Genomic DNA, 22,819 nt, shown 5'->3' with positions numbered 1-22,819 from the left:
GCCACAGGGGTTTTCAGCGCAAGGGGAACCGACTCGTGGGAGCTCAATCGCGACGGCGCCGGACGAGCGTGCGCGCCGGTCTCGCGGCCACCGCCACCCTCACGCTCGCAGGCGCGTCGATCATGCCGGCGGCGACCGCCGGCGCCGACACCGCGCCCCCGTCCGGGACGCCCGCCACCGTGAGCGCCGACCCGCTGCCCACATGGCAGGTCAACGGCGTCGTGTGGAGCATGACCACGGTCGGCAACACCGTCTACGCGACCGGCAACTTCAGCAAGGCGCGCCCGCCGGGCACCGCGCCCGGCAACGCCAAGGAGGTCGCGCGCGGCAACATCCTCGCCTTCGACCTCACCACCGGCAACCTCGTCACCTCCTTCGCCCACTCGCTGAACGGCCAGGGCCTGCGCATCGTCGCCTCGCCCGACGGCAAGCGCGTCTACGTCGGCGGCGAGTTCACCGCGGTCGACGGCAAGGCGCACAGCCGCCTCGCCGCGTTCGACACCGCGACCGGCAAGCTCGTCGACGCGTTCGACCCGAAGGTGTCCAACATCGTCCGGGGCATCGCCGCGACGAACTCCAAGGTCTACTTCGGCGGCAACTTCTTCAACGTCAACGGCAAGTCCCGGACGCGCTTGGCCGCCGTGAACGCCTCCGACGGCGACAACGACAACACCTGGCGCCCGACCGCCGACGACAACGAGGTGTTCGCGCTCGCGATGGCGCCCGGCAACGAGCGGGTGCTGATCGGCGGCCGGTTCCAGCAGCTCAACGGCGCCGCCCACGTCGGCATCGGCGCGGTCAACACCACCAGCGGCGCGTCCGCCGCGTGGAGCAGCCGCCCGATCCCCACCAAGCAGGACAACAAGCACTTCTCCTACGTCACCGACCTGTTCGTGGACGGCGACACCGTCTACGGCGCGGCGGACGGCGAGGGCGGCCACTGGTTCGACGGGCGCTTCGCCGCCAAGGCCGCCACGGGCGACCTGGTCTGGCTCGACAACTGCTACGGCGCCACCTACGGCATGTACGCGCAGGGGTCGGCCGTCTACAGCGTGTCGCACGCGCACGCCTGCGAGTCGCTGGGCGCGTTCCCCGAGACCAAGCCGCAGACCTGGCACCGGGCGCTCGCCGAGACCAAGGCCGCGACGGGCACCGACCACGCCCCGCCCGGCGCGAACAGCAACTACCGCAACCAGCCGATCCCGAGCCTGCTGCACTGGTTCCCGACCCTGACGGCGGGGACGTTCACCGGCCAGTCCCAGGCCGCCTGGGCGGTCACCGGCAACGCCACCTACGTGGCGATGGGCGGCGAGTTCCCGAAGGTGAACGGGAAGGCGCAGCAGGGGCTCGTCCGGTTCGCGCTCAAGGCCAAGGCGCCGAACAAGACCGGCCCGGTGAAGGCCGACCTGGCCGCGCCGACCGCGGCCAAGACCACGCTGGGCATCCGGGTCTCGTGGAAGTCCACCTGGGACCAGGACAACGAGGCCCTCACCTACGAGGTCCTGCGTGACAGCGGCACCACGGCGGTCGGCACGCTGAAGAAGGACTCCACGTTCTGGAACCGGCCGAGCCTGACCTTCACCGACGCCAAGGCGCCGAAGGGCAAGCACACCTACCGGATCCGCGTGAAGGACCCGCTGGGCAACACGCTCACCAGCGCCGCGTCCCCGTCGGTGGGCTGACCTCCGGCACGAACGCGAGGCGCGCCCCGGCGATCCCGCCGGGGCGCGCTTTTCGTGTACCACGGCCATGGGCGGCCGTGCTCAGGGGCGGCCGTGCTCGGGGGCGGCCGTGCTCAGGGGCGGCCGTGCGGGTTCATCGACCGCAGGACCTCGCTCAGCCGGGCCTTCAGCGGCGCGTCGTGGTCGCCGTCGGAGCGCAGCGCCACCCGCTTCAGCCAGAACTCGGCCGCCTCCGCGTGGCCCCTCCCGGCGTCCGGCGAGGACGGCTTGCCGAACACCGCGACGCGCGTCGCCTCGTAGTAGACGACGTCCGCGCCCGGCGGCGCCCACGCCGCGTCCTCCCAGTCGATCAGCCACGGGAGCCCCGGGCCGCAGCGGCGCAGGTTCCACGCGGTGAGGTCGCCGTGCATCGGCACCCAGTGCGGCGGGATCTCGGCCGTGCGCGGCAGGACGTCCTTCAGCCGCCGCTGGAGGTCGCCGAGCAGCGGCTCCAGCTCGACCCCCCGGACCGGGCGGGCGGGCCGGGGCGGCATCGCCTCGATGACCATCCAGTGCCACCCGGCGGTCTCGCCCCGGTCGAGCACGCGCGGCACCCGGAAGCCCTCGGCACGGCCCTCGGGGAACGCCGACAGGGCCCGCTCCTCGCGGTCCAGCTCGCCCGGCTCCTCGCGGAGCTTGAGGAACCCCGTCGGCCTGCCCGCGCGCAGCAGCACGGCCGCGAGGCCCGTCCTGGACGCCTGCGGACGCTCGTAGAGGGCCAGGTCATCGAACGTCCCCACCCGCGCGCGCAGGGCCTCCCAGCGCTCCCGGCCGCCCGGCGGCTCCCAGGCGACCCTCGGGCCGGGGACGGCGCGCGGCCCGAACGCGGCCACCGCTCCGTACAGCGCCCACTGCGCCGCCAGCGCCGCCGGCTTGGAACGGGTGATCAGCGATATGCCCGCGAGCGCGCCGCGCCGCGACCACGCCGGGACGAGGACGTTGCGGGTCCCCATGCTCGGCCGGACGAACCCCTGTCCAGTAGTGGACATCTCACGCTCCGCCTCTCCCACGGTTCGGTTCGCGCGCGATCACTTCGGGCGCACGGTCTTGCGGGTGAGCCTGCGCTCGACCAGGTCGAGGCAGAGCCGCTCGTAGGCGGCGGCCACGTCGTCCCAGACGTAGCGCTCGGAGGCCCGCTTGCGCGCCGCGTCGCCCCGGTCGGCCGCGCCGCCCGGGTCGGCCTCGGCCTCCTCGATCCGCTTCGCCAGCTCCGCCGGGTCGCCGAAGAAGCGCCCCGCCTCCTCGCCGAGCACCTCGCGGTTGAAGTTGACGTCGAAGGCGAGCACCGACGCCCCGGCGCCCATCGCGCGCAGCAGCGACGGGTTCGTCCCGCCGACCGAGTGCCCGTGGACGTAGGTCAGCGCGCCCGCGTAGAGGGCGTCCAGGAGGTCCTGGTCCCACACGCCGCCGAGGAAGGTGATGCGCGGGTCGTCGCCCGCCAGCTCCTTCACCTGGGCCGTGTACTCGTCGGCGTAGGGCGCCGAGCCGACGACGACCAGCGGCTTGCGCGCGCCGCTGCGCCGGTAGCCCTCCACCGCCACATGGACGTGGTTCTCCGGCTCGAACCGGGCCACGACCAGGTGGAACCCGCCCGGCTCATAGCCCGCGGCGGCGAGCTTGGCGGTGTCGGTCGCGGCGAGGATCGGCGCGCCGTAGGGGATGAACACCGACTCGGCGCCGAACTTCTCGCGGTAGTAGTCCTGGATGCCGGCGGCGTCGGCGATCAGCGCGTCCGACCACCGGACGGCCATCGACTCGGCGGCGCGGTAGTAGCGCTGGCCTGTACCGCTCCACTTCGTGCGCTTCCACTCCAGGCCGTCCACGTGCGTGGCCACCGGGATCCGCAGCGTCCGCAGCACCGGCAGCAGCGGCGCGTTCGCCGCGTTGAACAGCAGCGCGACGTCGGCGCCCTCGCGGGCGATCTTGCCCCGGAAGGCGTGCAGCACCGACAGGCCGGTGTGGCTGAGCGTCTCGGCGACCTTCTTCTCGATCGCCGGGAGGTAGATGAGCCGCATCCCGAGGTACTCCGGCTCGGGGTGGCGCTCGCCGCGGCAGTAGACCATGACCTCGTGGCCGCCCGCCGCGAGCCGCTGGCCGATCTCCTCCACCGCCGTCTCGAACCCGCCGTAGCGCGCCGGCACCCCGCGGGTCCCTACCATGGCGATGCGCACCCTGACCCCTCGCTCTCTTTGTGGACGCTTCATTACGATCCGCACAGATTATGCGCAAGGGACACCGCACGTCCCAGGGGCGAATAACAGTTAATCTGAAGGTTGCGAGAACGGTGGCGCCGCTGGTGGACGCGGTCGCCCTAAGGAGGGCAAGTGGCCGAACGGGACTCGCGGTCCGTGGTGGTGCTGGCGCATCCGTCACCCGACCTCTACGGCTCCGACCGGACGTTCATCGAGTCGGTGCGGGCTCTCGTCACTCACTGGCGTGTCATCGTCACGCTACCGGAGGACGGGCCGCTGTCGGACGTCCTTCGCGAAGCGGGCGCCGAGATCGTCGTGCTGCCCGTCCCCGTCCTGCGCAAGGCGTTCCTCACGCCCTTCGGCCTCCTGCGGCTCGCGGCGGCCGCCGCCCGCGCCCTGCCCCGCGCCCGGCGCCTGCTGCGCCGCGAGCGCGCCGCCGCCCTCTACGTCAACACCGTGACGCTGCCGTTCTGGCTGCTGGCCGCGCGGGTCGCCCGCGTGCCCGCGATCTGCCACGTGCACGAGGCCGAGGACGGCATGGCGAGGCCGATGCGGGCCGTGCTGTACGCGCCGCTCCGGCTCGCCCGCTCGGTGATCGTCAACAGCCGGGCCAGCGCCGCCGCCGTCGGCGGGTCCGCCGGGAAGGGCGGCACCCGGATCATCTACAACGGGGTGGACGGGCCGCCGCCGGAGCAGGTGGCGCCGCCGCGCTCCGAACCGGGGCCACCCGCCAGGATCGTGCTGGTGGGGCGGCTCTCGCAGCGTAAGGGGTCCGACATCGCGGTCCGGGCCGTCCAGGTCCTGCGCGAGCGCGGGTACGATGTCACCTTGACATTGGTCGGCAGCGTCTACCCAGGCTACGAGTGGTTCGAGAGCGAGCTCCGGGCCCTCGCGGACGGCGACGGGACCGTCGTCTTCGCGGGGTTCCGCCCCTCGGTCTGGAACTCCTTCGCCGAGGCCGACATCGCGGTCGTGCCCTCGCGCGTCGAATCCTTCGGGAACGGCGCGGTCGAGGCGATGCTGGCCGGCCGGCCCGTGGTCGCCTGCGCGACCCAGGGGCTGGTCGAGATCTTCACCGACGGCGAGAACGGCGTGGTCGTCGCGCCGGACGACCCGTCCGCGCTGGCCGACGGCGTCGCCCGGTTGCTCGCCGACTGGGACGGCGCCAGGGCGATGGCCAAGCGGGCCGCCGCCGACGCCGCCGAGCGGTTCGGCGCCGACCGCTACCACCGCGACCTGCGGGAGGTCGTCCACGGCCTGACCGCGACGTCCCCGTCCCCCCTGCACCCGGCCTCCTGAGGACCCAGAGCACCCGATGACAGCACAGACACCCGTCACACCGGAGATCAGCCTCGTCGAGGCCGTCTGGCGCTACCGGCTGATGTCCCTCATCATCGTCCTGGCCTGCCTCCTGGCGTCGGTGGCGGCCACGCAGATCCTGTTCAGCGGTGCCACCGCCACCGCGCGGTTCGCCGTCACCGACCCGACGAACAACAATAACGCGCTGCGCATGGGCGTCATCTCCGGCCAGGGGTATGCGACCTACACCGCGCAGCGGGCGGCGTTCGCCGGGTCCACGCCGGTGATGGCGCGGGCGGCGCAGATCGTCCGGGACAAGCGCGGCCCCAAGCTCACCGGCGAGCAGTTGCGCGGCCGGGTGAAGACCTCCAGCAAGCCCGACGGCGGCGTCGTGATCGTCACCGCGTCCGGCGCCAACATGACCGAGGCGGCGGTGATCGCCAACTCGGTGCTGCAGGCGTACCAGGACGTGACGATCAGCACCAACACCGGCAAGCTGGACGAGCAGATCAAGAGCATCAAGGCGCTCCAGACCAAGGTCACGCAGGACATGGAGGTCACCCAGTCCGGCAGCCGCGCCTACCGCCTGCTCGCCAACCAGCTCACCAAGCTCCAGGGCGAGGAGAGCGGGCTGCTGTCGGCCCGGTCCAAGACCAACGACGGCGTCCAGTTCCTCGACACCGCCGACCCGTCGGCGCCCATGCCGAGCAAGCTCCCGCAGAACGCCGCGATCGGCTTCGCGATCGGCGTGATCCTGGCGTGCGTGGTGTCGTTCCTGCGGGCCTCGGCCCGTCCGCGCCGTCCGGTGGGCCCCGGCCCGCTGCCCGCGGGCGGTCCCGCCGGCGGGCCGCCGGAAGGGCTCGGCGGCGCGGCCGGAGGGGCACCGGTGGGCGCGCTCGGCAGCGGGCAGCTCACGGGCGGCGCGCCCGAACTCCCCGCCGGACGCTCCTACCAGGGCCGCAGGCACGCCTCCGACGTGCGGGTCGGCGGCGCCCGCCCCGAGGACTCCCGCGAGCCGCTGCGCGAGCGGCCCGAACAGGGCGAGCGGGAGGACCCCCTCGCCCCCGCGTCCGGGCGCGGGCGCCAGCCGCGCCGGGGCCGGTCCGCGACCCCGGCGGCGCCGCGTCCGGCGTCCGCCACCCAGGCCGTCCCGGCGGCGCCGCCGCCGCTGCCCCCCGAGCGTGACCGGGGCAGGCCGCGGCTGAACGGGTCGAGTCCCGCCAGCTCCAGCTCAAGCCCGGGTTCCGGGCTTCCGGTGACCCCGGCCTCCGGGTCGGGTTCGGGTTCGCGGGGTTCGCGCGGCTCCGGCAACGGGTCGGCCGCGCTGGGCAAGGCGCCGCGCGGGAAGGGCGGGCGCGGCAAGCCGCGCGGCGAGACCCCGGCCGAACCGGAGGGCGGCACAGGGACGGACGTCCCGGCCGACCTGTGGGCCGACGGCGGCGACCCGACCCGCACCGCCGAGGACCCCGCCTCCCTGCTCGGCGGCAAGGGCTCCCTCGGGAGCACGCCGTCCGGCTCGTCCGACTCGGGCACGCCCGACTCGGGCAACGGGTCCGGCAAGGGAAAAGGCGACACGTCCCTGATGCACTACGACCTGGACAGGTAGACCAGGCCGCCTCCGGGCCGGGCGTGCGGCGTCCCGGGGGGCTCGGGGGCAAGGTCGCCCGCGTGCTGGCATCGGCGGGCGGCGCGGTCACCGTCCAGTTCGTCACGGCGGGCGGCAGCCTGGTCGTCCAGGCGCTGTGCGCGCGGACGGTCGGCCCGTCCGGCTACGGCGCGTACGCGCTGTTCGTCTCCGTGCTCGTCATGATCACGGCGGTGCAGACGAGCTGGGTCGGCGACAGCCTCACCGTGTTCGACCGGTTCGACCCGCGCGTGCGCGGCGCGCTGCTGCTGTCGGTGCTGGCCACGGTCGGCGCGGGCGCCGCGGTCGGGGCGGGCGTGACGGCGGCGATGGGCCTCGCGGGCGTGGCGGGGATCGGGCTGTTCGGGCTGCTGGTGGCGCTGTGGCTGCTCAACGAGACCGGACGGCGGATCTTCACCGCCCGGATGGAGTTCTGGCGGCTGGCCCTCAACGACTCCTCCTACCTCGTCGTGACGATCGGGACGCTCGCCGCCGCGCTGGCCCTCGGCGCCGCCGCCACCCTGGAGTTGATGCTCGCCGCGATGTGCGCGGGCTGCCTGGTGTCGATCACGCTCGCGCGGCTGCGGCTGCCCGCTCCCGAGTACGCGCTCGCACCGCTGCGCGGCACCGCGTTCCGGGAGATCGCCGCGTTCGCGGTGTGGCGGTCGGTGCAGGCGGGCCTGCGGCCCGGGTCGCTGCTGCTGGCCCGCGTCATGATCGCCGCGTTCGCCTCGACCGCCGCGCTCGCGGGCATCGAGGCGGCGCGGCTGCTGCTCGCGCCCGCGCTGACGTTCGTCAACGGCGCCGGGGGGTTCCTGCTCGGCGACTTCGCCAAGGCCGAGCGCACGGGGGCGCCCATGCCCGCCCGCCGCGCCGTGCGCGTCTGCGTGCTGCTGTCGGTGATCGCGCTGGTCATGAGCCTCGGCGGGATCCTGCTGGTCGACCGGCTCGGCCCGCTGGTCACTGGCGGGTCGTTCACGGTCGACCGGGTCGCGCTCGTCGGCTGGGGCGTCTACGCGGTCTGCTTCGCCTGCACGCTGCCGCTCGCCAGCCTGGCGACGGCCCGCAAGATGTCCCGTGAGGTCTTCACCGTCCGGGGCGTGGAGAGCGCGGTCGGGCTCGCCGTCCTGGTGGGGCTGCTGGTGACCGACCCCGGCCACGCGTCGATCGCTCCGTACTGCCTGGGCGCGGGCGGGCTGGTCTCGGCGGTCATGCTGTGGCGGAGGCTCCGCAGGACCGACCCCGTCCCGGACGCGGCGGACGAGACGTCCGCCGACCTCCCGGTGTCAGCGGACGAACTCGTCGGCTGACGCGCGCTCGGCGCCGCTCGGCGCCTCAAGGGCGTTCGACGCCTCCTCTGGGGCCGCGGTGGCGGGCGCCGCCGCCGGGGCGGTGCGGCCGCGCATGACGAGCCACACGGCCACGGTCGTGGAGGTGAGCGCGACCATCGTCCAGGCCAGCGGTACCGCGCCGACGCCGAACATCTTCAGCGCGGACGCCACCAGCACCAGCGCCAGGACGCGGCGGATCAGCCCGCCCGGCGCCCGCGAGGAGATCTTCGAGCCGACGTAGACGCCCGGCACCGAGCCCACCAGCAGCGCGGCCGTGACCTCCATCCGGAAGTCGCCGAACAGCAGGTGGCCGAGGGCGGCGGCGAACACCAGCGGCACGGCCTGGAGCAGGTCGGTGCCGACGAGCTGGTTGGCCTTGAGCGCCGGGTACAGGGCCAGCAGCGCGACGATGATCAGGGAGCCGGAGCCGACCGAGGTGATGCCGACGACGAGCCCGCCGACCAGCCCGACCAGGACCGTCGGCACCGGGCGGATCGTGATCTCGGGGGCCTGCCCGCCGTCGGCGTCGGTCCCGGCGCGGCCCCGGTGGGCGATGTAGCCGCGCACGACCAGCCCGGCCGCCGCGATGAGCAGCGCGACGCCCATGGCCTTGCTGATGATGTCCTCGACCCGCGCCCCGTGCCCGAGCGCGCGGGCGAGCAGGACGCCGGAGAACGCGGCGGGCACCGAGCCGACGCACAGCCAGCCGACGAGCCGCATGTTAATCGTGCCCTGGCGGTAGTGGACGGCGCTGCCGACGGGCTTCATGACGGCGGCGGCGACGAGGTCGCTGGAGACCGCCGCGAGCGGGCTGACGCCGAAGAAGGTGACGAGCATCGGCGTCATCAGGGCGCCGCCGCCCATTCCGGTCAGCCCGACGACGATCGCGACCAGGAACGAGCCACCGGCCATCGTCCAATCGAAGTCCATCGCCATGACCTACCTGCTATGTAGGAAAACCGGCCATCAGCCTACGGCAGCCCATGTCCTAGAAGTAACCCAGGTGACGGGGGTTGCACGGGTTGGCCGGACCGATATTGCTTTGCGGCTATTGCGGACGTACCCAGCCGCCGTCCACAAGCACCTCCAGGACCCGCCCGACCGCCTCGTCGGGCGTCATCCGCGAGGTGTCGAGGGTGAGGTCGGCGTCCTCGGGCGCCTCGTAGGGGTCGGAGATCCCGGTGAACTCGGGGATCAGGCCCGCCCGCGCCTTGGCGTACAGGCCCTTGCGGTCGCGGCGCTCGCACTCCTCCAGCGGCGTCGCGACGTGCACCAGTACGAAGTCGCCCGAGACCGACACCATGCGGCGCACCTCCGCGCGGGTCGCCGCGTACGGGGCGATCGGCGCGCAGATCGCGACGCCGCCGTGCCGGGTGATCTCGGCGGCGACGAACCCGATCCGGCGGATGTTGGCGTCGCGGTCGGCGCGGGAGAAGGTCAGCCCGGCCGACAGCATGCGCCGCACGACGTCGCCGTCCAGCAGCGTGACCGTCCGGCCGCCGCGCTCGACGAGCGCGTCGGCGAGGCCCCGCGCGACCGTGGACTTGCCCGAGCCCGACAGCCCGGTGAAGAACACCGTGATGCCGCGCGAGTGCTTGGGCGGGCGGGCGAGGGCCAGCTCGGCGGCGACGGCGGGCGGGGTGAACCAGTCGGGGACGGGCTCGCCCGCGTCCAGCAGCTCGCCGAGCCGCTCGGGCGTCAGCTCGGCCTGGACGTGGTCGGGCTCGATCCGCGCGACCGGCCGCCACACCTCCACGTCCGCGTCGTAGGCCCACGGCTCGGGGACGACGACGGGGATCGCGCTGCCCTCGATCTCCCGGTCCGCGAGCAGGTGGGTGGCGCCGTAGGCGGCGGCGATGTGGGCGTGCAGCAGCACGTCGCGCTCGGGGTCGTCGCCCCGGTCGGGCAGCGGGACGGGGATGATCCGGGTGCCCTCGGGCAGCTCCCGGCGGACCCCGAGCAGCGCCCGGACGAGCGACTCGTCGTGCTCCCCGGTCAGCATCGGCAGCACCAGCACGTGCGCGCCGAGCCGCTCGGCGACCTGCCGGAGCTGGCCGAGCTGCTTGCGGTGCAGGAACTCGCGGGTCGCGACGGCCAGCACGGGCCCCGCGACGGCCTCGACCTCGTCGGGACGGCGGCGCAGGCCGTGGAACGGTCCGTGCGCGGGGGAGCGCAGGGCCTCCAGCGATCCGGCGAGCCGCCAGCCCTGGGTGGTCGGGTCCTGCCACGCCTCGCCGACCCGCAGCACCGCCAGCGGCACACCCTCGGGGTCCTGGAGAACGACGCGCTCCTGGCCCGTCAGCTCCTTCGGGACCGCCAGCGTGACGGGCACCGGCCAGGGCGTCCCGTCGGCGAGCCGCCCGCCCGCGATCACCATCGCGGTGTCGAACGAGCCGAGGAACCCCGTCAGCGGCCGGTACGCGCCGGCGAGCACCAGCTCCAGGTCGGCGAGCTCCCGCGCGTCCGGCGTCCAGGCGGGCAGGTCGCGCAGCGTGTCGGGCAGGCCGGCGTCGGCGGTCACCGCGGTCTCCGATCCGGGCCCGGCACGCGGCCGGGCCGATCCAGGTCGTTGGTCCAGGTCGTTGGTCCAGACGGCTGGCCGCGTCGGCGTCGGGTCGGCGTCCGCGTGACACGAGTCGGCGTGGGGGCCAGCCGGGGGCCGGGTGGACGCCACCCCGCGTCCCCCTCCTCCCGCAGGGAAAAATACTGCGGACCTGCCCGTCCGCGCATCCCGGGGGCGGGGCGGCGGACTCAGATGACCCGGGCGAAGCGGTTCTCGGGTTTACGGATGACCAGCGTTATCTCGCTGTGGTCTGCGGTGAGACGGCCCCGGCTGAGCGCCGACACCAGCCGGCACAGCACGTCGGCGAGGCCGGTTCCGGCCCCGAGCGCGTCGATGGCCTGCCGGGACGTGTACTCCTCGGCGACGACCAGCCCGCGCATCACGCAGTACCACTGCATGCCCTGGCGCGAGGCGACCCGGTCGTAGACGGCGGGCGGCGGATGGGCGGCCCGGCCGCGTCCGGCGCGGTGCTCGATCCCCTTCCGGGGCTCTGCCTTCCGTGGTTCTGCCTTCCGTGGTTCTGCCTTGCGGGGCTCCGGCCTCCGGGGCTCCGCGCGGGCCTGGGCCGGGTCGGCCGGGTCGGGCGCGTCCGGTGAAGGCGCGTCTGATGAGGGCGGGGTGGTGGGCTGGGGGGCGACCCGTACGTCGCCCGGGTCGTCCGCGGGGGCGGCGGGCTCCGGCTCCGGTTCCGGAGCGGGGTCGGGGTGGGGGACGCGGGCGTGCGCGCCCCGGGGCGACCGCCCGGCGCGGGCCCTGCGCCGCCGTCCGGAGGCGTGCATCCAGCGGGGGAGGTGCCGGTCGAGGAACCCGAACGCGGTGTTGCGGTCGCGCAGGTGGACCAGCAGCAGCCCGCCCGGCTTCAGCGCGGCCACGAACCGGTCGAGGACGAGTTCGGCGTGCGGGACGCGCTCGATCAGGTAGGAGGCGTGCACGACGTCGTAGGCGCGCGGCGGCATCGGCACCGTGCGCAGGTCGCCCAGGTGCCAGCTGTCGAGGTCGGCGCGCTCGCAGGTGCGGGCGCGCAGCTCGGGGGACTCCACGTCGACGCCCGTGACCTGGTGGTCATGGTCGCCGAGGTCCAGCCCCTCGCCCCAGCCGCACCCCGCCTCCAGGATGTGGATCCGCTGCAGGGGCTTCTCTAGGGCGTACTGGCGGGCGCGTTCGGAGAAGAGATCGCCGTCGCTGACCGGCGGCGTACGCAGATCGGTCACAGTCTCGCAGCGTAATCGTCCGACTGCGCTCTGTCCGCTATTTGCCCATTGTTGGGCACGGCCGTGTCGCGCCCCGGGTGGACCACCCGCGCCGAGCGTCCCGCGCGGGCGGGTAACCGGGTGCCTCCGGGGGGCGCGTACCCTGGTACAGGCACCGGGTCCGGACGGATTCCGGTTCTTCGGGCTGCCCTGGCGACCGTGGGCGGCCCGCGCGCACCGGGCCGGTGCGTCCCTCAGCGGCGGATCGAGTAGCTGGCGAAGATGACCCTCAACGGACTTGTCGACCTTGCGTGCACCGACCCCGGGCTGGCGCGCGCGCTCACCCACGCGCGGCTGGACCAGGAGGTCGTGGCGCCCCCGTCGCTGTGGCCGGTGCTGGCCGCCGCCCTCAGCCGGGCGACCCGCACCGCGGACGGCGGGAACGCCGGAACCGGTGGCACCGGCGTGGTGCTCGCGGTGACCGCGACCGGCCGCGAGGCCGAGGACCTCACCGCCGCGCTGACGAGCCTGCTCGACCCGGGCCGGGTCGCGCACTTCCCGGCGTGGGAGACGCTGCCGCACGAGAAGCTGTCACCGCGCTCGGACACGGTCGGCCAGCGGCTCGCGGTGCTGCGGCGCCTCGTCCACCCGGACGCGGGCGACCCCGCCGCCGGGGCGGGCGGCGGCCCGGGACGCGGCGGCGGCCTCGACGTGGTCGTGACGCCGATCAGGGCGGTGCTCCAGCCGATCGTGTCGGGACTCGCCGACCTGGAGCCCGTCCGGCTGTCCTCCGGCGAGGACGCCGACATGGACGACGTCGTCCGGCGCCTGGTCGACGCGGGCTACCACCGCGTGGACCTGGTGGAGAAGCGCGGCGAGCTGGCCGTGCGCGGCGGCATCCTGGACGTGTTCCCGCCCACCGAGGAGCACCCGCTGCGGGTGGAGTTCTGGGGCGACACCGTCGAGGAGATCCGCTACTTCAAGGCCGCCGACCAGCGGTCGCTGGAGGTCGCGGGCGACGGGCTGTGGGCGCCGCCGTGCCGGGAGCTGCCGCTGACCGGGCGGGTCCGCGAGCGGGCCCGGGAGCTGGCGGGCGAGCATCCGGCGCTGGAGGAGATCCTCGGCCGGATCGCCGACGGCGACACGGTCGAGGGCATGGAGGCGTTCTCGCCCGTCCTCGCCGAGGGCATGGAGCTGCTGACCGACCTGCTGCCGGACGGCTCGGCGCTGCTGGTGTGCGAGCCGGAGCGGATCCGCACCCGCTCGGCGGAGCTGGTCCGGACGAGCCAGGAGTTCCTGGAGGCGAGCTGGGTCAACGCGGCGGCGGGCGGCGAGGCGCCGATCGACCTCGGCGCGGCGGCGTTCCGGTCGCTGGAGGAGGTCCGCGCGCACAGCACCGAGCTGGGCCTGCCGCGTTGGAGCGTGACGGCGCTCAACCCCGAGGGGGAGGCGCTGAGCCTCGGGGCGCAGCCCGCCGAGGCGTACCGGGGCGACACCTCCCGGGTCGTCGGCGACGTGAAGGGCTGGATCGACGGCGGCTGGCACGTGGTGCTGGTCACCGCCGGGCACGGTCCGGCGGAGCGGCTCGTCCAGCTCATGGGGGAGGAGGGGCTGGGCGCACGCCTGGCCGACCTTCCGGAGGCGCCCGAGCCCTCGCTGGTCACGGTCACGACCGGGCTGCTGGAGAACGGCTTCACCTGGGAGTCGGTCAAGCTGGCGGTGCTGACCGAGACCGACCTGTCCGGGCAGAAGTCCTCCACCAAGGACATGCGGCGGATGCCCTCGCGGCGGCGCGGCGGCATCGACCCGCTCCAGCTCAAGCCGGGCGACTACGTCGTGCACGAGCAGCACGGCGTCGGCCGGTACGTGGAGATGGTCAGCCGGACGGTGCAGGGCGCCACCCGCGAGTACCTGATCCTGGAGTACGCCAAGAGCGACCGGCTGTTCGTCCCGACCGACCAGCTGGAGGAGCTGACCCGCTACGTCGGCGGCGAGGCGCCGAGCCTGCACCGGCTCGGCGGCGCCGACTGGCAGAAGGCCAAGTCGCGGGCGCGCAAGGCGGTCAAGCAGATCGCCGGGGAGCTGATCCGGCTGTACTCGGCGCGGATGGCTAGCCCCGGGCACCCGTTCGGCGCCGACACCCCCTGGCAGCGGGAGCTGGAGGACGCCTTCCCCTACGCCGAGACGCCCGACCAGCTCGCCGCCATCGACGAGGTGAAGCAGGACATGGAGCGGCCGGTCCCGATGGACCGGCTGATCTGCGGCGACGTCGGCTACGGCAAGACCGAGATCGCGGTCCGGGCGGCGTTCAAGGCCGTTCAGGACGGGCGGCAGGTCGCGGTGCTGGTGCCGACGACGCTGCTCGTCCAGCAGCACCTGTCGACGTTCTCCGAGCGGTTCGGCGCGTTCCCGGTGGTGGTGAAGCCGATCAGCCGGTTCCAGTCCAGTGGGGAGATCGACCAGACGCTGGAGGGGCTCGCGCAGGGCACCGTGGACGTGGTGGTCGGCACGCACCGCATCCTGTCCTCCCAGACCCGGTTCAAGAACCTCGGCCTGGTGATCATCGACGAGGAGCAGCGGTTCGGCGTCGAGCACAAGGAGGAGCTGAAGCGGCTCCGGACGCAGGTGGACGTGCTCGCGATGTCGGCGACGCCGATCCCGCGGACGCTGGAGATGGGGCTCACCGGCATCCGGGAGATGTCGACGATCCTCACCCCGCCGGAGGAGCGGCACCCCGTCCTGACCTTCGTCGGGCCCTACGAGGAGAAGCAGATCGCGGCGGCGATCCGGCGCGAGCTGCTGCGCGAGGGCCAGGTGTTCTTCGTGCACAACCGGGTCCGCTCGATCAACAAGGTCGCGGCGAACCTGGCCAGGCTCGTCCCGGAGGCGCGGGTCGGCATCGCGCACGGGCAGATGAACGAGCACGAGCTGGAACGCGTCATGGTCGACTTCTGGGAGAAGAACTACGACGTCCTGGTCGCGACCACGATCGTGGAGTCGGGGCTGGACGTCCCGAACGCCAACACGCTGATCGTCGATCGCGCCGACATGTACGGGCTGTCGCAGCTCCACCAGCTGCGCGGACGCGTCGGGCGCGGCCGGGAGCGGGCCTACTCCTACTTCCTCTACCAGCCCGAGCAGCCGCTGACCGAGACCGCGCACGAGCGCCTCGCGACGCTGGCGCAGCACACCGAGGTCGGCGCGGGCATGTACGTCGCGATGAAGGACCTGGAGATCCGGGGCGCGGGCAACATCCTCGGCGCCGAGCAGTCCGGGCACGTCGCGGGCGTCGGGTTCGACCTGTACGTCCGGATGGTCGGGGAGGCCGTCCGGGACCTGAAGGAGGGCGGCGGCGAGCCGCAGGCCGTCGAGACCAAGGTCGAGCTGCCCGTCGACGCGCACCTGCCGCACGAGTACGTGCCGGGGGAGCGGCTCCGGCTGGACGCCTACCGCCGGATCGCGGCGATCACGTCCGAGGACGAGATCGAGCCCGTGCACGAGGAGCTGAAGGACCGGTTCGGGCCGCTGCCCGTCCCGGTGCTGAACCTGCTGGAGGTCGCGCGGTTCCGGGCCAGGGCGCGCGCCGCGGGGCTGACCGACGTCACGCTCCAGGGGAACTTCGTGAAGTTCTCGCCCGTGTCGCTGCCGGACTCCAAGCAGGTCAGGTTGCAGCGGCTGTACCCGAAGAGCATCCTCAAACCGGCGACCGACACCCTGCTCGTGCCGGCGCCGAAGACCGCGCCGCTCGGCGGCCGCCCGCTGCGCGACCAGGAGCTGCTGCGCTGGGCGACGGACCTGGTCGAGGCCCTGTTCCTCGAACCGGTCCGCGCATAGGCTGGCGCGGTCCTGAAATGATCAACGACGAGATGGGGTCCCGTGTCCGGTAGGTCCGTGAAGATCGCGGCGGCCGCCCTGGTGGCGGCCGGCGCGCTGGCCGGGTGCGGCGACGCGCCGAAGCCCGGTACCGCCGCCATCGTGGGTGAGGACCGCATCACGGTCACCTCCCTCAGCCAGACCGTCCGCGACTGGCGCGGGCAGTTCAAGAACGACGCGGTCGCCAACCGGATCCGCGCCGGCGCCGCGGGCCAGGGCGACCAGCTCGGCACCGAGGCGGGCGAGTCCGACCTGCGCATGGCGCTGACGCTGCTGGTGAACTTCCAGGTCGCCGACAAGCTGGCGAAGGAGCAGGGGGTGTCGGTGCCCGACGGCCGCACCGACGACGTCCTGCGCGAGATGAACCAGCAGCCGGGCGGCGCCGCCTCGATCACGCTGGCGAGCGGGCTGCCCCGCGACCGGACGCGCGACCTGGCCCGCTACGTCGCGACCAAGCGGCTGGTGCTGGAGCGGTTCGGCGCCGACGGCAACCCGCAGAGCCCCGCGACGATGCAGGCGGGCCAGCGCTACACCCAGCTCATCCGCGGCACCGCGGGCCGCCTGCACATCGAGGTCAACCCCCGGTACGGGACGTTCGACCCGCTGCGCGGCAACGTCGGCCAGGTCGCCTACCGGCTGTCCAGCCCCGAGTCGGGCCTCGACCGCTCATGAGCCTGACCCTGCTCGCCACCACGCACCGCGTGGCGCCCGGCCTGCTGACGTGGAAGGCGTGGGAGGCCCTCCGGTCGGCCGCGCGGGTGCGGGTGCGGGCCGGGCATCCGCTGCTGCCGTACCTGCGCGACGCCGGGATCGCCCCGGAGGAGGTGGCGGCCCCCGACGCGCGCGACCTGGTCGCGGCGGCGCGCCGGGAGGAGGTCGTGTGGGTCGCGGCGCCCGAGGGCGACGAGGCGCTGATGCGCGAGGTCGGCACGCTCGTCCTGAACGACCCGCTGGACGTCGAGGTGCTGCACGGGTCCTACGACCTGCCCGGCGCGCGGCTGCTCGACCTCGTCGCGGTGATGGAGACGCTGCGCCGCGAGTGCCCGTGGGACCGGGAGCAGACGCACGAGACCCTCGCGCCGTACCTGCTGGAGGAGGCCTACGAGGTCCTCGACACGATCGAGTCGGGTGACCTCGGGGCGCTGCGGGAGGAGCTCGGCGACGTGCTGCTCCAGGTCGCGTTCCACTCGGTGGTGGCCTCCGAGCGCGCCGACGAGACCGCGTTCACCGTGGACGACGTCGCGGGCGGGATCGTCGACAAGCTCGTCCGGCGGCATCCGCACGTGTTCGCGGACGTGTCGGTCTCCGGCGCCGACGAGGTCGACGCCAACTGGGAGCAGATCAAGGCGGCCGAGCGGGCGGCCAAGAGCGGCGACGAGGCGTCCGCGCTGGACGGCGTGCCGATGGGCCAGCCCGCGCTGTCGCTGGCGGCGCAACTCCAGCGCCGGGCCCGGCGGATGGGCGCCCCCGGCGACCTCGCCCCTGCCGCGAACGGCGCCCTGACCTCGGGGAACGGCCCGGAAAACGGTGCGGAGAGCGGTGCGGGGAACGGCCCGGACGCCGGGAGCGACCTCGGCGTAAGGCTTTTCGCGCTCGTCCGGGAGGCCGGTGAGCAGGGCCTTGATCCCGAAGCGGAGTTGCGCGCGGTTTCGCGGGTATTCCGCGATCGTGTCAGAGTCTGGGAGCGGCGCGGCCGGGACGCCTGAACCGGGGGTCCCGCGGCATCGGCGCGCGCCGGCGGGTTCCCGGGCGTCGGGGGATATCGCCCGAAGAATCTTCGATGGGGTGGTCCGGCGGGTGTCGCCCGTCTACCCTGAGCGCGTGCCGATCAAGGCAGGAAGTGGCGGCCGGGGCCCGCTCCCCACCCCGGGACGCCGCCCGCGGCGGGTGTTCGCCGCGTCCACCACGCGCGCCGAGAAGGCCCGCGCGATCCGCGGGCTGGGCGCGCTCGGCGGGCTGTCGGGCGTGCTGGTCGCGCTGATGATCCTGCCCACCGCCTGCACCGCCGGGGTCGGCACCCGCGACGCGGCGCACTGGTTCGGGAGCGAGCCGGAGGGGCTGAGCACCTCCGGCGTGCCGCAGCGCTCCAGGATCCTCGCCGCCGACGGCACCCCGATCGCGACGTTCTTCTACCAGAACCGGGTGGACGTCCCGCTCAAGGGCATCGCGCCGATCGCGCGGCGCGCCGTCCTCGCGATCGAGGACAGCCGCTTCTACGAGCACGGCGCGATCGACTCCCAGGGCACGCTGCGGGCGCTGGCGAGCAACCTGAGCAGCGGCAAGGTGACGCAGGGCGGCTCGGGCATCACCCAGCAGTACGTCAAGAACCTGCTGCTGACCACCGCCGACTCCCGGGCCGAGCAGCGCGCCGCCAAGGAGATCTCGCCCGCCCGCAAGATCCGCGAGCTGCGGTACGCGGTGGCGCTGGAGAAGCGCTACCCCAAGGACGAGATCCTCCGCCGCTACCTCAACATCGCCTACTACGGCGACGGCGCGTACGGCATCGAGGCCGCGTCCCGGCACTACTTCTCCAAGCCCGCGTCCAAGCTGGACCTCGCCGAGGCCGCGCTGCTGGCCGGGGTGATCCGCTACCCCTACGCCTACGACCCCGTCCACCATCCGGGCATGGCCCGCGAGCGCCGCGACACCGTGCTGCGGCGGATGGCCGAGCTCGGCTGGATCGACTCCGCGACGGCGGAGGCGACCGCCCGGCAGCCGATCGCGCTGCGCGTCCAGGACGCCAGGAGCGGCTGCGTCACGAGCGAGGCGCCGTTCTTCTGCGACTACGTGCAGCGGGAGATCCTCACCAGCCCGGTGTTCGGGAAGACGCCGCAGGAACGGGAGAAGCTGCTCAAACGGGGCGGCCTCACCATCCGCACGACGCTGGACCGGCGCGCGCAGCGGGCCGCGCAGCGGGCCGTGGACGGGCACGTCCCGCGCAGGAACTCCGCGCACAAGGCCGCCGCCGAGGCGATGGTCGAACCCGGCACCGGCGAGATCAAGGCGATGGTCGTGGACCGCAGGCTCGGGCCCGACCGGGAACGCGGCAAGACCTGGATCAACTTCGCCGCCGACGCCAGCCACGGCTCCAGCATCGGCATGCAGGCCGGATCGACGTTCAAGGCGTTCACGCTGGCCGCCGCGCTGGACGAGGGCATGCCGTTCGGGACGCGGCTGATGGCGCCGCGCTCCTACACCGCCGTCGGCTACCGCGACTGCAAGGGCCGCAGCCGCGGCGACCCCGGCACCCCGCTGCGCAACGCCGCCGACGGCGAGGGCGGCAAGAGCTTCAGCCTCGTCACCGGGACGCACCACTCGGTCAACACCTTCTTCCTCGCGCTGGAGAAGAAGGTCGGGCTGTGCCAGACGGTCAAGATGGCCGAGAAGCTCGGGATGCGGCAGGCCAGCGGCGAGCCGCTGGAGCAGTACCCCTCGTTCACGCTCGGGTTCAACCCCGTCTCCCCGGTGCGGCTCGCCGCGGCCTACGCGGCGTTCGGCGCGCGCGGCCGGTACTGCTCGCCGATCGCGATCCGCCGGGTCACCGACGCGTCCGGGCACCAGATCAAGGTGCCCGGGGCGGGGTGCGAGCAGGCGATCGACAAGGACGTGGCGGACGCCGTGAACTACGTCCTCAGCGGCGTGCTGACCAAGGGCACGGCCAAGGGGCTCGGGCTCGGCCGCCCCGCCGCCGGGAAGACCGGCACCGTCGACAACTTCTCCGCCGCCTGGTTCGCCGGGTACACGCCCGAGCTGGCGTCGGCCGTGTGGGTCGGGGACCCGCGCGGCGGCTACCGCTACCCCATGGAGAACCTGTGCATGGACGGCGAGTGCTACGGGGCGGTGTTCGGCGCGACGATCCCCGCGCCGATCTGGCAGGAGAGCATGCTCGGCGCCCTGGCGGACACGCCCGCCGAGCCGTTCCACCGCCCGCCCTCGCACTTCTTCAGCAAGGGCTCGGGTGAGGACAAGGCGAAGGTGCCGGACGTGCGCGGGCTGAGGCCGGCGCAGGCCGTCGCGAGGCTGCGCGCCGCCGGGTTCAGGGCGCGCGTCGGGGCCCCCGTCGAGTCGGGGAGGTACCCGAAGGGCACCGTCGCCGAGATGGAGCCGGGCGCGCGCACCGCCGAGCCCGGCGACACGATCACGCTGCGCCTCAGCAAGGGCTCCAAGCGCCGCCCGCCGCGCGGCGGGGGCGGCGACGGCGGAGGTGGAGGCGGCGGCGACCAGCAGGTGCCGGTGCCGCCGATCACCTTCCCGCCCGGGTTCCCGCGCTGACCTGCTCTTTCCCTGCCTCGGCCGTGTGATCGGCAAGCCTTCGGGTAGATCGACTCGCGGGGGCCGGCGCCCTCGCAGTGATCGATCGGGGGAAGCCATGCGAGCCATCGCCGTGCCGGAGTACGGCGCGACACCCGTGCTGGCGAACGTGCCGCGGCCGGAGCCCGGGCCGGGCCAGCTGCTGGTGAAGGTGATCGCGGCCGGGGTGAACACGCTGGACTGGAGGATCGCCGAGGGCGCGCTCAAGGACTCGGTGGACGCGGCGTTCCCGCTCGTCCTCGGCCGGGACGGCGCGGGCGTCGTCGAGGACGTCGGGGAGGGCGTCACCCGGCTGCGGCACGGCGAGCAGGTCTACGGGTGCCTGTCCGACGTCGCGCGCGGCCTCGGCACCTACGCCGAGTACGCCGTCGTCGACCAGCACGGCCCGGTCGGGCGGATCCCGGACCGCCTGCTCTACAGCGACGCGGCGGCGGTGCCGACCGCCTGCATGACCGCGCTGGAGCTGGTCGAGGCCGCCAGGGTGACGGCCGGGCAGGCCGTCCTCGTGGCCGGGGCGACGACCGGCGTCGGCCGGGCCGTGGTGCAGCTCGCCGCCGCGTCCGGGGCGAAGGTGGTCGCCACCGCCCGGCGCGCGATGGCCGGGGAGATCCGCGGGCTCGGCGCGGCCGCGACCGTCGACCCGGCGGCGGGGGTGTTCACCGACCAGGTGCTCGCCGCGCATCCCGGCGGCCTCGACACCGTCATCGACCTGGTCAGCGACACCGCGGGGGCGGAGGCGCTCGTGCGGCTGCTGCGTCCGGGCGGGGCCTACGCGGGCACCACCTGGGCGGTGAACCCGGACGCGATGGCGGCCCGGCGGATCCGCGGCGTCAACCTCGACGGCACGCCGACCGCCGCGCTGCTGGAGCGCGTCTCGGCCCTCGTAGACTCGGGCGGGTTGCGGGTCGCGGTCGAGCGGGAGGTGCCGCTGCACGCGGCGCCCGGCGCGCTCGCCGACGATCGCGCCGGCCCCGCCCGCCACGGCGCGACCGTCATCCGGATCTAGGGAGCACGATGAGCGAGGCCGACAAGCGGGACCGGTTGCGCGTGGTCGAGGCGGACCTCGACCGGCTGCGCGCCGAGCTGCCCCAGCCGACCGAGGACGCGGGCGACTTCGTCGACGCGGGCCAGAACCTCGCGGCCCGCGAGGAGCTGTCCGGCCGGATCGAGCTGCTGGAGGACGAGCGCCGCCGCCTGCGCGACGACCTCGGCCTCGACTGAGGCTCAGCCGGGCGGCAGGGCGGGCAGGCGGAGCACGAAGCGCGCCCCGCGCACCCCGTCCGCGCGGTCGGTCAGGACGAGCGTGCCGCCGTGCGCCTCGGCGATGTCCAGCGAGATCGCGAGGCCGAGGCCCGTGCCGCCCGCGTCCCGGTGCCGCCCCTCCGCGAGGCGGGTGAAGCGCTCGAACACCCGGTCGCGGTCCTCGGGCGCGATCCCGATGCCGTCGTCGATCACCTCGACCAGCGCGGTCGCGGGCAGCACGATGCCGACGATCACCGTCACCGCGCGCTCCGCGTGCCGGTCGGCGTTGTCGATCAGGTTGGTCAGCAGCCGCGCCAGCTCGCTGCGCCCGCCGTTCACCCGCACCGGCCCCTCCGACAGCACGGTCACCTGGGCGCGGCGGGGGCGGCGCAGCACCTCCTGGTCCACCAGCTCGGTCAGATCGACGACCTCGCGGGTGAAGTCGCGGTCGGCCTCCAGCCGCGCGAGCGCCAGCAGGTCGTCCACCACCGCCGTGACCCGGTCGGTGTTGCTGAGGATCGCCTGGAGGGTCTCGGGCAGGTCGGTGGCGTCCGGGTCGGCGAGGGCCAGCTCCAGCTCCGTCCGCAGCCCGGTCAGCGGGCTGCGCAGCTCGTGGGACACGTCGGAGACGAACGCCCGCTGCCGCGCGACGGCCTGCTCCAGCCGGTCCAGGGTCGCGTTGACGCTGCGGGCGAGCAGCGCCACCTCGTCGCGGCGGGGCGGCACCGGCACCCGGCGCTCCAGGTCGGTCGCGGTGATCTCGTCCAGCTCCCGGCGGATCGCGTCCACCGGGCGCAGCGTCCGGCTCGCCGACAGCCAGGTCAGGTAGCCGGCGAGGCCGGAGATCGCCGGGATGCCGAGCGCCAGCAGCCCCGCCATCAGCGGGCGCGGCAGCAGCCCCGGCTCGGGTGCGAGCGTGTAGACGAGCCGCTGCCCCTGGCCCACCCCGGCCCGGTACACGACGATCTGGAAGCACCGGCCGCGCGGGGCGTCCACCGAGCAGGTGCGCCCGTCGCTGCGGGTATCGCCGGAGGAGGGCGGCGGGAACCGGAGGGGCGGCCGCCCCTCCATCGCGGCGGTGGCCGAGACGATCCGCCCCTGCCCGTCCTGGACCTGCTGGAGGCCGCCGTCGGGGCTGTTGACGCGCGGGCCGAGCGTCCCGGAGTGGATCTCCGTGACGACCCGGCGGCCCTCCCGGGCGAGGTCCCGCTCCTGGTCGTCGGCGGCCTGCCGCCTGAGCAGCACCAGCAGCACCACGTACAGCGCGGTGGACAGCACCAGCGCCGCCAGGACCGCCGACACCGTCACCCGCACCCGGATCTCCGGGTGCCGGAGCGCGACCCGCCAGAGCCAGCGGGTCAGGTTCCCGGGGGACGGGCGAGACCGGACACGGATGACGACCTCCCACGGTACGGGGCACTACCCGTTCTTCCTTGCCAGAACAGGGCAAACGGGACCGTGGGCGGCGGGTAA

General features: G+C 74.2%; 16 protein-coding genes. 10 read left to right on the top strand and 6 right to left on the bottom strand.

The features are described 5' to 3' along the window. Positions 1–35: 35 nt before the first annotated feature. Positions 36–1,682, top strand: coding sequence for a PQQ-binding-like beta-propeller repeat protein (locus GNZ18_RS25725; protein WP_156219087.1), 1,647 nt, complete (start codon positions 36–38; stop codon positions 1,680–1,682). Between the two features lie 113 nt (positions 1,683–1,795). Here the strand turns inward: GNZ18_RS25725 and GNZ18_RS25720 are convergent, their stop codons facing one another. Together GNZ18_RS25720 and GNZ18_RS25715 are read right to left on the bottom strand one after the other, a co-directional pair. Then, positions 1,796–2,710 (bottom strand): phosphotransferase, encoded by a 915-nt coding sequence (locus tag GNZ18_RS25720; RefSeq protein ID WP_156219086.1) that lies wholly within the window; start codon positions 2,708–2,710, stop codon positions 1,796–1,798. A gap of 39 nt (positions 2,711–2,749) precedes the next feature. Further along, positions 2,750–3,880, bottom strand: a complete 1,131-nt coding sequence (locus GNZ18_RS25715) for a DUF1972 domain-containing protein (RefSeq protein WP_214620850.1) — start codon at positions 3,878–3,880, stop codon at positions 2,750–2,752. Between the two features lie 165 nt (positions 3,881–4,045). Here GNZ18_RS25715 and GNZ18_RS25710 point away from each other — a divergent pair, with 165 nt between their 5' ends. The 3 genes from GNZ18_RS25710 to GNZ18_RS25700 all read left to right on the top strand — a co-directional run bounded on the left by GNZ18_RS25710 (position 4,046) and on the right by GNZ18_RS25700 (position 8,146). Then, complete coding sequence (locus tag GNZ18_RS25710) at positions 4,046–5,212, top strand: glycosyltransferase family 4 protein (RefSeq protein ID WP_308166521.1); 1,167 nt, start codon at positions 4,046–4,048, stop codon at positions 5,210–5,212. A gap of 16 nt (positions 5,213–5,228) precedes the next feature. Beyond that, positions 5,229–6,818, top strand: coding sequence for a YveK family protein (locus GNZ18_RS25705; protein ID WP_156219084.1), 1,590 nt, complete (start codon positions 5,229–5,231; stop codon positions 6,816–6,818). Between the two features lie 62 nt (positions 6,819–6,880). After that, on the top strand, positions 6,881–8,146 hold the full coding sequence (locus GNZ18_RS25700) for a hypothetical protein (protein ID WP_156219083.1): 1,266 nt from the start codon (positions 6,881–6,883) through the stop codon (positions 8,144–8,146). Here GNZ18_RS25700 and GNZ18_RS25695 read toward each other — a convergent pair. From GNZ18_RS25695 to GNZ18_RS42495, 3 genes are all read right to left on the bottom strand, one after another. Then, on the bottom strand, positions 8,123–9,097 hold the full coding sequence (locus GNZ18_RS25695) for a sulfite exporter TauE/SafE family protein (RefSeq protein ID WP_173390884.1): 975 nt from the start codon (positions 9,095–9,097) through the stop codon (positions 8,123–8,125). The two genes, GNZ18_RS25700 and GNZ18_RS25695, sit on opposite strands and share 24 nt — an antisense overlap. 118 nt (positions 9,098–9,215) lie before the next feature. Next, positions 9,216–10,688, bottom strand: coding sequence for an adenylyl-sulfate kinase (gene cysC / locus GNZ18_RS25690; protein ID WP_214620852.1), 1,473 nt, complete (start codon positions 10,686–10,688; stop codon positions 9,216–9,218). Positions 10,689–10,918: 230 nt separating this feature from the next. Beyond that, positions 10,919–11,941, bottom strand: a complete 1,023-nt coding sequence (locus GNZ18_RS42495) for a class I SAM-dependent methyltransferase (protein WP_312874733.1) — start codon at positions 11,939–11,941, stop codon at positions 10,919–10,921. 261 nt (positions 11,942–12,202) lie between these two features. On the opposite strand from GNZ18_RS42495, the gene mfd reads away from it, so the two are divergent. From mfd to GNZ18_RS25650, 6 genes are all read left to right on the top strand, one after another. Next, positions 12,203–15,754, top strand: a complete 3,552-nt coding sequence (gene mfd, locus GNZ18_RS25675; protein WP_156219082.1) for a transcription-repair coupling factor — start codon at positions 12,203–12,205, stop codon at positions 15,752–15,754. 57 nt (positions 15,755–15,811) lie between these two features. Then, positions 15,812–16,465: a hypothetical protein gene (locus GNZ18_RS25670; protein ID WP_156219081.1), complete on the top strand. Its 654-nt coding sequence runs from the start codon at positions 15,812–15,814 to the stop codon at positions 16,463–16,465. Then, positions 16,462–17,499: a nucleoside triphosphate pyrophosphohydrolase gene (locus GNZ18_RS25665; protein ID WP_156219080.1), complete on the top strand. Its 1,038-nt coding sequence runs from the start codon at positions 16,462–16,464 to the stop codon at positions 17,497–17,499. Before GNZ18_RS25670 ends, GNZ18_RS25665 begins: the two co-directional genes overlap by 4 nt. 115 nt (positions 17,500–17,614) lie before the next feature. Next, positions 17,615–20,065, top strand: coding sequence for a penicillin-binding protein (locus GNZ18_RS25660; protein WP_156219079.1), 2,451 nt, complete (start codon positions 17,615–17,617; stop codon positions 20,063–20,065). A gap of 97 nt (positions 20,066–20,162) precedes the next feature. Beyond that, a complete protein-coding gene (locus GNZ18_RS25655; protein WP_156219078.1) occupies positions 20,163–21,110 on the top strand; it encodes an NADP-dependent oxidoreductase in 948 nt (315 codons plus the stop codon). A gap of 8 nt (positions 21,111–21,118) precedes the next feature. Continuing rightward, positions 21,119–21,325, top strand: coding sequence for a hypothetical protein (locus GNZ18_RS25650; RefSeq protein ID WP_156219077.1), 207 nt, complete (start codon positions 21,119–21,121; stop codon positions 21,323–21,325). A gap of 3 nt (positions 21,326–21,328) precedes the next feature. Here the strand turns inward: GNZ18_RS25650 and GNZ18_RS25645 are convergent, their stop codons facing one another. Beyond that, complete coding sequence (locus GNZ18_RS25645; RefSeq protein WP_308166525.1) at positions 21,329–22,660, bottom strand: sensor histidine kinase; 1,332 nt, start codon at positions 22,658–22,660, stop codon at positions 21,329–21,331. Positions 22,661–22,819 lie beyond the last annotated feature (159 nt).

Source organism: Actinomadura litoris (assembly GCF_009733595.1).
Lineage (GTDB): Bacteria > Actinomycetota > Actinomycetes > Streptosporangiales > Streptosporangiaceae > Spirillospora > Spirillospora litoris.
This window is presented reverse-complemented; position numbering and strand designations above follow the sequence as displayed.